Raw genomic sequence first — 12,992 nt, 5'->3', positions numbered from 1 at the left:
CCTGCAGAGCACTCCCCCGGAGGACCTTTCCATGACCGATGAACAAGGGCAAACGTTGCTGTATACCTTGTTTGGTACAACCAGCCCTCATTGGCGCCTGACCACCGACAGCGATGCTTTGCATTTTGCAGAAGATGAAAATGCGCATACCAATATCGCCGTGGCGCTCACGCCCGCACAGGCCAGCCTGCTGCGCGCCATGCCGGTGATCACCTCCAGCGTCAATCTGACGCTGCCGCTGCACGGCACGCCGGTGCCGATGCACTTTGTCGGCCGCAAGGTGAACCAGTCCAGCTGGGCCGGCACCGCTTCTGCCTGGGGCGACACCTCCGCCGTCGCGCGCGACCTGACGCTCGGGCTGTCTTTTGCCGAACAGGTGGTTTCTGAAGCGAACTCGGTGATTGTCATCGTCGATCAGCGCGGCAATATTCAGCGCTTTAACCGACTGAGCGAAGAGTACACCGGGCTGCAGGAGCACGAAGTGATCGGCCGCAACGTGTTTCAGCTGTTTATGACCAAACAGGAGGCCGCCGCGTCGCGGCGCAACATCGCCGGCTTCTTCCGCGACGGCAACTCCTACGAGGTAGAACGCTGGGTGAAAACCCGTAAGGGCCAGCGACTCTTTCTGTTTCGTAATAAGTTCGTGCACAGCGGTAGCGGGAAAAATGAAATTTTCCTCATCTGTTCAGGAACGGACATAACTGAGGAGCGACGGGCGCAGGAGCGCCTGCGGGTGATGGCGAACACCGATACGGTGACCGGATTGCCCAATCGCAACGCGATCCACCAGCAAATTAGCCTGGCGCTGGAGCTGGCGAAAGAGGATGAGACCGGCGTGGTCTACCTCGATCTCGATAATTTCAAGAAGGTCAACGACGCCTATGGCCATATGTTCGGCGATCAGCTGCTGCAGGCGGTGTCGCTGGCGATCCTCAGCTGCCTGGGCAAAGACCAGACGCTGGCGCGCCTCGGCGGCGATGAGTTCGTGGTGCTGGCGGAGCACACCAGCCAGGCGGCGCTGGAGGCGATGGCGTCGCGTATTCTGGAACGTCTGCGTCAGCCGTTCCGCATCGGCCTGATCGAAGTTTACAGCGGCTGCTCTATCGGTATCGCGCTGGCGCCGCTGCACGGCGAGGATCGCGAGAGCCTGATCCGCAACGCCGATACCGCGATGTACCACGCCAAAGAGAACGGGCGCGGCAAGTTCTGCGTGTTTGCCGCTGAAATGAACCAGCGCGTATTTGAATATCTCTGGCTCGACACCAACCTGCGCAAGGCGCTCGATCAGGATCATCTGACGGTGTTTTATCAGCCGAAGCTCGACAGCGACGGCGTGGTGCGCAGCGCGGAAGCGCTGGTGCGCTGGAACTCCCCGGAGCGCGGCATGGTGTCGCCCGCCGATTTTATCCCCTATGCCGAAGAGTCGGGCCTGATTGTGCCGCTCGGCCGCTGGGTCATGCTGACGGTGCTGCGTCAGATTCTGGCGTGGCGCGAACAGGGCATCAACCTGCGCGTGGCGGTCAACGTCTCGGCGCGGCAGCTTATCGACCAGAGCATCTACAGCGATCTTAAACTGGCGCTAATGGACAGCGGGCTGGCCGAATGCCCTATCGATATCGAGCTAACGGAGAGCTGCCTGATAGAAAACGAAGCGCAGGCGCTGACCCTGATGAAGCAGTTTCAGGAGCTGGGCGCGCAGGTGCATCTCGACGATTTCGGCACGGGCTACTCTTCGCTGTCGCAGCTGGCACGCGTGCCGATCAACGCTATCAAGCTCGATCAAAGTTTTATCCGCAATATTAACGAGCAGCCGGTCTCTCAGTCGCTGGTGCGCGCTATCGTCGCCGTGGCCAAGGCGCTGACGCTGCAGGTGATCGCCGAAGGCATCGAGACCAAAGCGGAAGAAGAGTTCGTTCTCCTTAACGGTGTGGATGGGCGTCAGGGTTATTTTTACGCAAAACCAATGCCCGCAGAGCAGCTCGGGCATTGGCTGGCTAAGCATCCTGCCCGCGTTTAAAACTCGTTGTTATTAGCCCGCTTTACGCAGGGACGCGCTGTGGCGGTTCTGTAACTGCACCAGACGTTCCATATAGGCGATGTCTTTCGGTTCCAGCGTAAAGGCATAGTCGACCCAGTCCTCGGTGATATCCATCAGCTCGGCGCGCGACAGCTGCAGCACGCGCTGGCGCGCCTTCAGCATGGCGCGCACGCCGTTGAGCTTCGGCCGCAGCGTATCAATAAAGGTGCGCGTGCAGCGATAGCTCTCTCCTGGCTGGAACACTTTGTCCACCAGACCGCGCGTCTCATACCACTCCGCGCTGTGCGACTCCCCTTCACAGATCAGCTCTTCTGCCAGCTTCATTCCGGCGCGGCGCGCCACTAAAGAGTAGCCGCCCATGCCGGGGAACAGGTTAAAGGCGATTTCCGGGAAGCCAAGCCGCGCGTTGTTTTGCGCCAGAATAAAGTGGTGCGCCAGCGCCGCCTCAAATCCGCCGCCCAGCGCGCTGCCCTCAATCATCGCAATGGTCACCGCGCCGGTGTCGAAGCCGCGCGCCGCCGAATGAATGCAGTCGACGCAGGCCCGCGCATAGGCGCGCAGCGCCTCGCGGCGGTTGTTGCGAATGCACTCCACGAAGAAGCGCAGGTCGCCTCCGGCGTTGAACATCTGCGGCACCAGCGAGCCGGTGACCCAGAAATCGATCGGCAGCCCGGAACGCTGCGCCGCATAGCTCAGGTTCATGATCTCCTCAATTAATTCATGGTTGAAGCTGGGGCGCGGCTGCGCGCGCAGCATCATCCACATGGTGCGGCGACCCTCTTCGTAGTACGCGGCGAGCTGGGTGGTCTGTCCCACTTCGGTGAACAGTCGGCAAGTTGGTTGGTTAATTACTGTCATTGTCTCATCCTCTGTTTATTTTGATGCGTTAAACGCCACATCAGCGTAATGCAGAGAGAGGCCAGACCAAATGAGAGATTGATTTATAAAGTAAAATCCAGAGATATCCCCGACTTAGAGGTCGGGGATGCTTAAGCGGGCTTACTTGATCGCCGCGTGCTGGGCTGGCGCAACGCGAGAACGCTTAACGCGTTTTGAATAGATCGCAGTAATGACTGGCACCAGAACCGAGGTAACGATAACCGAGGTCGCCACCAGCGCGGTGGCAGCTGGCGCGACCGGCTTAAACTGCGGCAGCATTTCGGCGATCAGCACCGGCGTCGCCACCGCCGCACCCGCGGTGCTGGAGGCGGCGATGCCGGCGGTGCCGTCGCCGCCGCCAATCAGCCTGTCGGCGATAATCAGCGGAATGCCGGTGATAACGATTACCGCGACGCCCAGCAGCACGCCCAGCATCCCGGTCTGGGCGATGACCGTCAGGTCGATGGTGTTGCCCAGCGCGAAGGCGAAGAACGGGATCAGGGTATGCACCGCTTTGCCGAAGAATTCGCGCAGTTCCGGATCCAGATTGCCCAGCGCAAAACCGACCACAAACGGCAGCACCGCGCCGACAAAGACGTGGGGTTCAAAAGAGGCGATACCGGCGGTGCCGAGGATCACCATGGTCATCAGCGGGCCCGACTCCAGCGACATCAGCACAAAGGCGCCCGCCTCCTCTTTGCTGCCGTACTGCTGCATGATTGAGGCGTAGAGGCCGCCGTTGGTCATATCCATCGCCGCCACCAGCGCCAGCGTCGAAAGCCCGGCGAACATCCCCACCTCGACGCCGTTTTCCGGCATCACGCGGGAGGCGATAGCCGCCACGACCCAGGCGACCGCAATTTTGGTAATGACCAGCGTGCCCGATTTACGCAGCACGGCGCCGGTGGCGCTGAGCTTGATCGAGGCGCCCATGCAGAAAAACCAGACCGCGAGGATCGGCACCGTGCCGGTCATCAGGCCGTTGGAGAAAGAACCGAGGTATTTGCCGGCGCCGGGCGTCAGGGTATGACAAAGCGCGCCGAGAAAGAGCGGAATAAGCATCATGCCGCCGGGAATTTTATCGATAGCACGTTTGATATGCATCAGAGGTCACCTTTGCTGTCCAGAGGGAGGTGCGTTGTTGTATGCCCGAAGGCGTGACAGCAAAGTACGGGTGACGGAGAGTGAAAACAGTGATCGCGCCGTAAAAATGAAACGCTGTTTTATTTTTTGTGAGCGTTATGTTTCGTTATTTTGAGCGGCGTCGCCATACCAGCCGCATGGCAGCGGAAATGCGCACCTCATCCATGAGGTGCAATAAATCAGGCTTTCTGACCGTACCAGGCGTTTTTGCCGTGCTTGCGCAGATAGTGCAGGTCGAGCAGCGTCTGATTGATGGGCGGCAGATCGGCGCGCAGCTGCTGGCTGAACAGCCCCATATAGGCGACCTCTTCCAGCACCACCGCGCTGTGCACCGCGGCCTGGGCGTCGCGTCCCCAGGCGAAAGGCCCGTGCGAGTTCACCAGCACCGCCGGAATGGCGCTGGGCGACAGATCGCGCTGGGCGAAGGTTTCAATAATGACGCCGCCGGTATTCCACTCGTAGTCGCGCTGGATTTCATCGTCATGCATGGCGCGGGTGCAGGGAATTTCACCGTAGAAGTCGTCGGCATGGGTGGTGCCCCACGCGGGGATGGCGCGGCCGGCCTGCGCCCAGATGGTGGCGTGGCGCGAATGGGTATGGACGATGCCGCCGATCTCTGGCCATGCCAGATAGAGCGCACGGTGGGTGGCGGTATCGGATGAAGGCCGTTTGTCGCCCTCGACGATTTCGCCGCTGGCGAGATCCACCACCACCATGTCGTCGCGCTTCATGCTGGCGTAGCTGACGCCGGAAGGTTTGATCACCAGCACGCCACGCTCGCGATCGATGGCGCTGACGTTGCCCCAGGTGAAGGTCACGAGGTTATAGCGCGGCAAGTCCAGGTTCGCTTCCAGGACCTGTTGTTTGAGTTGTTCCAGCATTGCATTCTCCTGCTCAGATTTATCCCTGAATTGTGCAGGCGCTGGCTAAAAAGGTTATGGAGAGACTGGCTGTAAAAGAGGCGGAAAACGGCTGTTAAATGAAAAATGCGGCGCGAATTAGGAATCTTCCATCTTCGGAAAATTTGCATAAGGCTTAGAATTCACTCGTGCAATGGGCGGATCTGTTTGCCGGTTGCATTTATCTTCCCGAGACAACATTGTCCATAGTGAAAGGCAGATCGGCATCTTCAGGGAAGAAGCGATGGCGTAACACGGGTAGATAACAGAGCAGAGGAAAAAACCACCTATACTTAGTGTGTTGCCTCTGTGAGCACAACCAAGGAGAAGTTTATGACAACAACCATGAAACGTATTACCGCAGCTGTTCTGGCCACCACTCTTGTCGTCGCGCTGAGCGGCTGTTCGAACTGGTCAAAACGCGATCGTAACACCGCTATCGGCGCCGGAGCGGGCGCAATTGGTGGTTCAGTGTTAACGCACGGCAGCGCGCTGGGAACCCTCGGCGGCGCGGCAGTGGGCGGTGTCATCGGTCATCAGGTAAATTAACGACCGACAAGCATATTTAAAATAAAGGCTACGCAGCGCATCTACACCCTCATCGGGCTACTTTCGTAGCCCGATTTTTCGTTAACCACCCGCCAGTTTTACCTTCAGCCCTTTCGCCTCCAGCAGCTGCTTCAGCAGATCGCGCTTATCGCCCTGAATCTCGATGACGCCCTCTTTCACCGAGCCGCCGCAGCCGCACTTCTTTTTCAGCTCTGCGCCCAGCTTGTTCAGCGCCTCGTCATCGAGATCGAGTCCGGTAATCAGACACACCCCTTTACCCTTACGGCCGCTGGTCTGCCGCTGGATGCGCACGATGCCGTCGCCTTTTGGACGGACGACCTTCTCCTGCGGCTGCTCGATGCGGCCCGCGTCGGTAGAGTAAACCAGAGGATTGTCGCGGCTCATGACGGCTCCTTCAGGCTGGTCAGAATGGCCGACAGCGTGGCGGCCGGATCGCTGGATTGCGTAATGGGGCGTCCGATCACCATATAGTCGACGCCCGCCTGCTGCGCCTGCTGCGGTGTCATAATACGACGCTGATCGCCAGCGTCGCTGCCGGCCGGACGGATGCCCGGCGTCACCAGCGCGAAATCGGCGCCAAATGCGCGTTTAAAGCGCGCGGCTTCATGGGCGGAACAGACGACGCCGTCCAGACCGCAGTCGCGGGTCAGCTTCGCCAGCCGCTCCGCCTGCTCGGCGGGCGACAGGGTGATGCCGAGGCCGAGAAGATCCTCTGCGTCCATGCTGGTTAACACCGTAACGGCGATCAACAGCGGCGCCTCGTTGCCGAACGGCAGCAGCGCTTCGCGCGCGGCGTTCATCATGCGCGCCCCGCCGCTGGCGTGCACGTTGACCATCCAGACCCCCAGGTCGGCCGCCGCCGCAACGGCGTGCGCGGCGGTGTTGGGAATGTCGTGGAATTTAAGGTCGAGAAACACCTCGAAGCCGCGCTGCTGCAGATCTTTCACCAGCGAGGGACCAAACAGGGTAAACATCTCTTTGCCGACTTTCAGGCGGCAGCTCTGTGGGTCAATCTGGTCGACAAAACGCAATGCGCTATTGAGATCGTGATAATCGAGCGCCACAAGAATGGGCGAAGCGGTCACGGTTGGCGATAAGGGCATGGCATTTCCTCGTAGTTGACGGCGCGTGGCAGAGAAGACAAACGGCATGCATTCTACCCGCGCGTTATGCCAGGGACAACGTTTGCGGCGCGCCGATTGCCTGCCAGGCGATAAGTTGCACGCTGTTTAGAACGTTGAGGAACGGATATTATAGTATGTTGTAACTAAGAAAGCGTGCGCGGCGCAACGGCCAGTTACTGACCGTCGAGCCCGCGAATCGGTTTCACCGAGGACCAGGTGCGGCACGATGGGCAGTGCCAGTAGAGCGCATGGGCGGTAAAGCCGCACTTCTGGCAGCGATAGCGCGGCTTGGTGCGGATCTGCTCGCCGACCATGTCGCGCAGCACCATCAGGCTCTCTTTGGCGCGCCCGTCTTCCGCTTCGTGCAGGTGGAAATCCATCAGGCGATGGAAAACGCGCATGGTGGGATGACGCTGTAGCTGACGGTTGATATAGAGCTGCGCCGCTTCCGGTCCCTCCTGACGTTCGAGGATGTCGGACATGTAGAGCTCCGCCGACGCGCCGGTATTCTCCTCCACGCAGCGCTGAAGAAATGCCGCCCAGGCGTCGGGCTGGTTCAGGCGCTGATAGCAGGTCTCCAGCATCGGCAGCGTTTCGCTCACCAGCTCTTTATCCTGATCCAGCACGCGCTGCAGACGATCGATCGCTTTGCTGTAGTCGCCCTTCTCAATCAGGATCCGTCCCATCATGATCGAGACGCGTGCGCTCTGACGATCGGCGGCTTCGCCCTTTTTCAGCAGGCTCATGGCGCGATCGAGATCGTCGCTGCTCATCGCCTGAAGCGCCAGCTCGCAGTAGAAGTGGGCGATTTCGCCCTTCTGCTTATCCTTGCCCAGCTTCACCAGCCGTTCGGCTACCTCAATCGCCTGCTGCCAGTCGCTGGTCGCCTGATGGATCAGCAGCAGCTGCTGCAGCGCGCTGATGCGAAAATCGGTTTCATCCGTCAGCTGCTTGAACATATCTTCGGCGCGATCGTAAAAGCCCGCCGCCATATAGTCGCGGCCCAGCTGCTGGATCGCCAGCAGACGCTGATCGTAGTTTAGCGAGGCGCTCTCCATCAGCGACTGATGGATGCGGATGGCGCGGTCGACTTCGCCGCGCGAGCGGAACAGGTTGCCCAGCGTCAGGTGCGCCTCGACCGCGCCGCTGTCCTCTTTCAGCATATCGAGAAAGAGGTCGACCGCTTTGTCCTGCTGATTGGAGAGCAGAAAGTTAACGCCGGCAACGTAATCCCGCGACAGGCGACTCGCTTCCTGTTGCTTGTCCTGTTGCGCGCTGCGTCGCCCCATATACCAGCCGTAAGCCGCAGCGACGGGCAATAACAGAAACAGCAATTCGAGCATGGAGTATTATTCCCGACCCGCGACGGTCGTCGAGGTGGTCACTGGCGGATTGCTTTTGTCCAGCTGGCTCTGCATACGTTTGATCTTGCGCTGCGCATGGCCCAGCGAGACGCGGACGCGCAGCCAGAAAAGGCCGCAGATGGCCCAGCCCAGCACAAAGCCTGCGCCGAACAGCGCGCCCAGCAGCGTAGAGATACGGAATTCGCCCTGCGCCAGCAGATAGTTGAAGGTGATGACCTGGTCGTTATGCGCGCCTAAGGTGACGGAAATAATAAAAATGACCAATACCACTAAAAAAATCAGCAAATATTTCACAGTGCATCCTGTTGTGAGGTTATCCGGTAGAAGTATGCCAAAAAAGCGGCAACAATGCTGCTCCCTGCAGCGCCAGGCGAATGGCTTTTACGCAAGCGCAATCAATAATATGGGGATAAAGCACGGAATTACAATCCGCTTTCCCTCTGCGCCACTTCCTTTCGCTCTTCCGGCGGCAGGGTCAACGGGCCGCAAAAACGCTGCGCCAGCCACGTCGCCAGCGAGACCAGCAGCCAGGAGAGCGCCACCGCCACCGCCAGATCGCCCGGCCAGTGCATGCCCAGCAGCAGTCGGCTGGCCATCACCGCGCCCGCCCACGCGCCCACCAGCGCAATAGTGACATAGCGGCGACGCGGCCAGAGCAGGCTCAGCGCCAGCAGCGCCCAGCTGGCGGCAAACAGCGTATGGCCGGAGGGAAAAGCGAAGCCGGTTTCGAACGCCCAGTGTTGCTTCAGCCAGCCCGGCAGCTGCTGGTCGCTGGCGAGCAGCTGGTCGACGCGCTCGCCGCGCGCTTTGCGCGTCATGCTATAGAATTCGCGGTCGTCGAGTCCGTGGCTGTGCTCCAGCCAGACCACATAGGGGCGTGGCTCCTGCACCTGATCTTTAATGTAAGACTTGGTGTACTGCCCGGTCAGAATGGTGGCGTTCATAATTAACAGCAGCAGCAGCGCGGGCCGGAGGCGAAAGCGCAGGCACCATAGCACCCACAGGCTGAGCAGCAGGCTGGTCAGGGTGCCCCAGGGCCGCGTCACGGTTTCCGTCATCCAGAACAGAACGCGCAGCAGCGCATTGCTCTCCCCCGGCTGCCAGTGCCAGCCGGTCAACCAGACCGCGACCGGAATGATCATCAGCAGCAGCATGCCTGCCGTGGTGCGACGCAGAATATCCAGCATCCTTTCTCCCTCTTTCCGGCGTCTTTTCGCCGCTAGCTGAAAACTTTAGCTTAAAAAATAATAACATAACCTGTTGCGCATTGGATAATTGTGCTTTATCACTACAATCGCTCTGACAAATTACCAGCCCAACTTCACGTTGTGGCACAATATTGTCAATTTTTTCAGGCCATACTGGCCTGTGCGCTATTTTAGAATAGCGCATCCTCTGAAGGTTCTGGAGAGTCACATGCAGCTTAAACGGGTGGCAGAAGCCAAACTGCCCACGCCCTGGGGCGATTTCCTCATGGTCGGTTTTGAAGAACTGGCAACCGGACACGATCACGTCGCGCTGGTCTATGGCGACATCAGCGATAACACGCCCGTGCTGGCGCGCGTTCATTCGGAATGTTTAACCGGTGACGCGCTGTTCAGTTTACGCTGCGATTGTGGGTTTCAACTGGAAGCGGCGCTCAACGCCATTGCCGAAGAGGGTCGCGGCGCGCTGCTTTATCATCGTCAGGAAGGCCGCAATATCGGCCTGCTGAACAAGATCCGCGCCTATGCGCTGCAGGATAAAGGCTATGACACGGTGGAAGCCAACCATCAACTCGGCTTTGCGGCGGACGAGCGCGACTTCACGCTGTGCGCCGATATGTTCAAGCTGCTGGGAGTAAACGAGGTGCGTTTGCTGACCAATAATCCGCGTAAGGTTGAGATCCTCAGCGAAGCGGGGATCAATATCGTCGAGCGCGTGCCGCTGATCGTCGGGCGCAACCCGAAGAACGCGCACTATCTGGATACCAAAGCGGAAAAGATGGGGCATCTGCTGCCGAAACCGGAATAACCGCTCAGTCAGCTTCAATGCTGAGACGCGCGCGGCAGGGTTCGAGGAGCAAAGCGTCCTGCGTCCTGTCAAAAAAAACGCCGGGTTTCCCCGGCGTTGCGCTTAGTTCAGCATATTGCGGATCACATAGTGCAGAATACCGTCGTTGCGGTAATAGGTCAGCTCATTGCCGGTATCGATACGGCAGCGCGTCTCCAGCGTCTCCTCCACGCCGTTCGGGCGCGTCATCCTCACCTTCACCGTGCAGCCAGGCTGCAGCTGCGACAGATTGTCGATGTCGAACAGCTCTTCGCCGGTAAGCTGGAGGGTTTTACGCGTCACGCCCGGCGCAAACTCCAGCGGCAGAATGCCCATGCCAATCAGGTTAGAGCGGTGGATACGCTCGAAGGATTCGGCGATCACCACGCGCACGCCCTGCAGGCGCGGCCCTTTCGCTGCCCAGTCGCGGCTGGAGCCGGAGCCATACTCTTTACCGGCAATCACCGCCAGCGGCGTGCCCTCCTGCTGATATTTCATCGCCGCGTCGTAGATCGCCAGCTGCTCGCCGCTCGGGATATGGCGGGTATAGCCGCCCTCCACACCCGGCACCATTTCGTTGCGGATGCGGATATTGGCGAAGGTGCCGCGCATCATCACCTCATGGTTACCACGGCGTGAACCGTAGGAGTTGAAGTCGGCGCGATCGACGCCGTGCGACTGCAGATAGCGTCCTGCCGGACTGTCCGCCTTGATGCTGCCCGCCGGCGAAATATGGTCGGTGGTCACCGAGTCGCCCAGCATCGCCAGCACGCGCGCGCCTTTGATGTCCTCCACCGCTTTCGGCTCACGTTCCATATCGTCGAAGAACGGCGAGAGGCGAATGTAGGTCGAGCCCTCGTCCCACGCATAGGTGGCCGCTTCACTCACTTTGATTGCCTGCCACTCTTTGGTGCCGTAGAAGACTTCGGCATACTCTTTATGGAACATGTCGCTGGTCACCTGCTGCACCGCGGTGGCAATCTCTTCCGGCGACGGCCAGATATCCTTCAGGAAAACGTCGTTGCCCTGCCGATCTTTACCCAGCGGTTCGGTCTGCAGATTGACCTTCATATTGCCCGCCAGCGCGTAGGCGACCACCAGCGGCGGCGAGGCCAGCCAGTTGGTTTTTACCAGCGGGTGAATACGCCCTTCGAAGTTACGGTTGCCGGAGAGCACCGCACCGACCGTGATATCGCCCGCTTTAATCGCGCTTTCAATCTCATCGGGCAGCGGCCCGGAGTTGCCGATACAGGTGGTGCAGCCATAGCCCACAAGGTTAAAGCCGAGCTTGTCGAGATAAGGCGTCAGCTGCGCCACTGCCAGATAGTCAGAGACCACTTTGGAGCCCGGCGCCAGCGACGCTTTGACCCACGGCTGGCGCTTCAGGCCGCGCTCGACCGCTTTCTTCGCCAGCAGCCCCGCCGCCATCAGAACGCTGGGGTTCGAGGTGTTGGTGCAGGAGGTAATGGCGCTGATCACCACTGCACCATCCTCCAGCTCATGGCTGAGGCCGGTGGCGCTGTCGGTATAGCTTACGGTTTTGTGCGCCTGCTGCGTATGGGTGACGTCCAGCTCGTTGCTGGCGTTGAACGCGGCCGGCACATCTCCGAGGGAAACGCGATCCTGCGGGCGTTTTGGCCCGGCGATGCTCGATTCCACGCTCTGCATATCGAGCGCCAGCGAGCTGGTGAAGATCGGCTCGTCGCCGGGATTGCGCCACAGCCCCTGCGTTTTCGCATAGGCTTCCACCAGCGCCACCTGCTCGGCGTCGCGGCCCGTTAGCGTCAGATAGCCGAGGGTGACGTCGTCAACCGGGAAGAAGCCGCAGGTCGCGCCATATTCCGGCGCCATATTGGCGATAGTGGCGCGGTCCGCCAGCGGCAGATCGGCCAGCCCGTCGCCGTAAAACTCGACAAACTTGCCCACCACGCCATGCTTGCGCAGCATCTGGGTGACGGTAAGTACCAGATCGGTGGCGGTGATGCCTGGACGCAGCTTGCCGGTCAGCTTAAAGCCGACCACGTCGGGGATCAGCATCGAGACCGGCTGGCCCAGCATTGCCGCTTCGGCTTCGATGCCGCCAACGCCCCAGCCGAGCACGCCGAGGGCGTTTATCATCGTGGTATGGGAGTCGGTGCCCACCAGGGTATCGGGCCAGGCAAACTGCTTGCCGTCTATCTGCTCATGCCACACCGATTTACCCAGATATTCCAGGTTAACCTGGTGACAGATGCCGGTGCCAGGCGGCACCACGCGGAATTTATTAAACGCCTTCTGGCCCCAGCGCAAAAAGACGTAGCGTTCATGGTTGCGCTGCATCTCCAGCTCGACGTTCTCTTCAAACGCGCTGTCGTCGCCAAAGCGATCCACCGTCACCGAGTGGTCGATAACCAGATCGACCGGCGACAGCGGATTGACCTTCGCCACGTCGCCGCCCAGGCGCTTCACCGCCTCGCGCATCGCCGCCAGATCGACCACCGCCGGCACGCCGGTAAAATCCTGCATCAGCACGCGCGCGGGGCGATAGGCGATCTCCCGGTCGGCGTGGGCGTTCTGCTGCCAGCCCACCAGCGCCTGGATATCTTCTTCCGTGACAGAGTCGCCATCCTGCCAGCGCAGGAGATTCTCCAGCAGCACTTTGAGCGATTTGGGAAGACGATCGATGTTGCCGAGGCGTTGGGCGGCGCGGGGAAGACTGAAAATATGGTACTGCTGCTCGTCGACCTGCAGCCTGTCCTGACTCAGCTCGCGTAGGGTGTCCGACATAGCTCCTCCTTTTTTTTCGTGATCGCGGTAACCTCAGAGAGAACAAGGTTTATGTTAAAGATAGACTACATTTTCTTTAACGTTTTGATTACAACACGAATCGCTACACCGATCGGAGCGAGAAACAAAAACGCCCCACAGGCGATGCGGGGCGTTTTCGTCAGAAAAGAGAGGATTA

12 protein-coding genes are annotated in these 12,992 nt (G+C 59.7%); 3 read left to right on the top strand and 9 right to left on the bottom strand.

The genetic code is table 11. From position 1 onward, the window contains the following. Positions 1 to 31 precede the first annotated feature (31 nt). Positions 32 to 2,017 carry a cyclic di-GMP phosphodiesterase gene (pdeR, locus tag MC269_RS08465; RefSeq protein ID WP_239954830.1) on the top strand — a complete coding sequence of 662 codons (1,986 nt, stop codon included), beginning with the start codon at positions 32 to 34 and terminating at the stop codon, positions 2,015 to 2,017. A gap of 12 nt (positions 2,018 to 2,029) precedes the next feature. On the opposite strand, the gene MC269_RS08460 is transcribed toward pdeR, so the two are convergent. The 3 genes from MC269_RS08460 to araD all read right to left on the bottom strand — a co-directional run bounded on the left by MC269_RS08460 (position 2,030) and on the right by araD (position 4,941). Then, positions 2,030 to 2,896 carry a crotonase/enoyl-CoA hydratase family protein gene (locus MC269_RS08460; RefSeq protein WP_033746837.1) on the bottom strand — a complete coding sequence of 289 codons (867 nt, stop codon included), beginning with the start codon at positions 2,894 to 2,896 and terminating at the stop codon, positions 2,030 to 2,032. Positions 2,897 to 3,037: 141 nt separating this feature from the next. Further along, positions 3,038 to 4,021, bottom strand: coding sequence for a 2-keto-3-deoxygluconate transporter (gene kdgT, locus MC269_RS08455; RefSeq protein WP_239954829.1), 984 nt, complete (start codon positions 4,019 to 4,021; stop codon positions 3,038 to 3,040). A gap of 218 nt (positions 4,022 to 4,239) precedes the next feature. Next, positions 4,240 to 4,941 carry an L-ribulose-5-phosphate 4-epimerase gene (gene araD, locus MC269_RS08450; RefSeq protein ID WP_081138125.1) on the bottom strand — a complete coding sequence of 234 codons (702 nt, stop codon included), beginning with the start codon at positions 4,939 to 4,941 and terminating at the stop codon, positions 4,240 to 4,242. Positions 4,942 to 5,292: 351 nt separating this feature from the next. On the opposite strand from araD, the gene osmB reads away from it, so the two are divergent. Then, entirely contained in the window at positions 5,293 to 5,508 is a 216-nt protein-coding gene (gene osmB, locus MC269_RS08445; protein ID WP_081138123.1) for an osmotically-inducible lipoprotein OsmB, read from the top strand. Between the two features lie 81 nt (positions 5,509 to 5,589). Here the strand turns inward: osmB and yciH are convergent, their stop codons facing one another. The 5 genes from yciH to pgpB form a co-directional block, all read right to left on the bottom strand. Next, entirely contained in the window at positions 5,590 to 5,913 is a 324-nt protein-coding gene (yciH, locus tag MC269_RS08440) for a stress response translation initiation inhibitor YciH (protein WP_081138121.1), read from the bottom strand. Next, on the bottom strand, positions 5,910 to 6,632 hold the full coding sequence (gene pyrF, locus MC269_RS08435; protein WP_239954827.1) for an orotidine-5'-phosphate decarboxylase: 723 nt from the start codon (positions 6,630 to 6,632) through the stop codon (positions 5,910 to 5,912). The genes yciH and pyrF overlap by 4 nt, the downstream gene beginning before the upstream one ends. A 194-nt stretch (positions 6,633 to 6,826) precedes the next feature. Further along, positions 6,827 to 7,996, bottom strand: coding sequence for a lipopolysaccharide assembly protein LapB (gene lapB / locus MC269_RS08430; protein WP_239954825.1), 1,170 nt, complete (start codon positions 7,994 to 7,996; stop codon positions 6,827 to 6,829). Between the two features lie 6 nt (positions 7,997 to 8,002). After that, positions 8,003 to 8,311: a LapA family protein gene (locus tag MC269_RS08425; RefSeq protein WP_081138115.1), complete on the bottom strand. Its 309-nt coding sequence runs from the start codon at positions 8,309 to 8,311 to the stop codon at positions 8,003 to 8,005. A gap of 128 nt (positions 8,312 to 8,439) precedes the next feature. Then, positions 8,440 to 9,204 carry a phosphatidylglycerophosphatase B gene (gene pgpB, locus MC269_RS08420; protein WP_081138113.1) on the bottom strand — a complete coding sequence of 255 codons (765 nt, stop codon included), beginning with the start codon at positions 9,202 to 9,204 and terminating at the stop codon, positions 8,440 to 8,442. A 229-nt stretch (positions 9,205 to 9,433) separates the two neighbouring features. On the opposite strand from pgpB, the gene ribA reads away from it, so the two are divergent. Further along, the gene (gene ribA, locus MC269_RS08415; RefSeq protein ID WP_081138111.1) at positions 9,434 to 10,030 is read left to right on the top strand and encodes a GTP cyclohydrolase II; all 597 of its coding nucleotides are present in this window, start codon (positions 9,434 to 9,436) and stop codon (positions 10,028 to 10,030) included. Positions 10,031 to 10,132: 102 nt separating this feature from the next. Here the strand turns inward: ribA and acnA are convergent, their stop codons facing one another. Then, on the bottom strand, positions 10,133 to 12,814 hold the full coding sequence (acnA, locus tag MC269_RS08410; protein ID WP_239954824.1) for an aconitate hydratase AcnA: 2,682 nt from the start codon (positions 12,812 to 12,814) through the stop codon (positions 10,133 to 10,135). Positions 12,815 to 12,992 lie beyond the last annotated feature (178 nt).

The organism is Pantoea sp. Z09 (assembly GCF_022394795.1).
GTDB lineage: Bacteria > Pseudomonadota > Gammaproteobacteria > Enterobacterales > Enterobacteriaceae > Pantoea > Pantoea latae.
The sequence above is the reverse complement of the archived record's forward strand: the minus strand, read 5'-3'. Positions and strand labels throughout refer to the sequence as shown.

Coding starts and splice junctions, on each gene's coding strand:
- osmB (WP_081138123.1), top strand. CDS start 5,293: ATGACAACAACCATGAAACGTATTACCGCAGCTGTTCTGGCCACCACT.
- pgpB (WP_081138113.1), bottom strand. CDS start 9,204: ATGCTGGATATTCTGCGTCGCACCACGGCAGGCATGCTGCTGCTGATG.
- araD (WP_081138125.1), bottom strand. CDS start 4,941: ATGCTGGAACAACTCAAACAACAGGTCCTGGAAGCGAACCTGGACTTG.
- lapB (WP_239954825.1), bottom strand. CDS start 7,996: ATGCTCGAATTGCTGTTTCTGTTATTGCCCGTCGCTGCGGCTTACGGC.
- yciH (WP_081138121.1), bottom strand. CDS start 5,913: ATGAGCCGCGACAATCCTCTGGTTTACTCTACCGACGCGGGCCGCATC.
- acnA (WP_239954824.1), bottom strand. CDS start 12,814: ATGTCGGACACCCTACGCGAGCTGAGTCAGGACAGGCTGCAGGTCGAC.
- pdeR (WP_239954830.1), top strand. CDS start 32: ATGACCGATGAACAAGGGCAAACGTTGCTGTATACCTTGTTTGGTACA.
- pyrF (WP_239954827.1), bottom strand. CDS start 6,632: ATGCCCTTATCGCCAACCGTGACCGCTTCGCCCATTCTTGTGGCGCTC.
- MC269_RS08460 (WP_033746837.1), bottom strand. CDS start 2,896: ATGACAGTAATTAACCAACCAACTTGCCGACTGTTCACCGAAGTGGGA.
- kdgT (WP_239954829.1), bottom strand. CDS start 4,021: ATGCATATCAAACGTGCTATCGATAAAATTCCCGGCGGCATGATGCTT.
- ribA (WP_081138111.1), top strand. CDS start 9,434: ATGCAGCTTAAACGGGTGGCAGAAGCCAAACTGCCCACGCCCTGGGGC.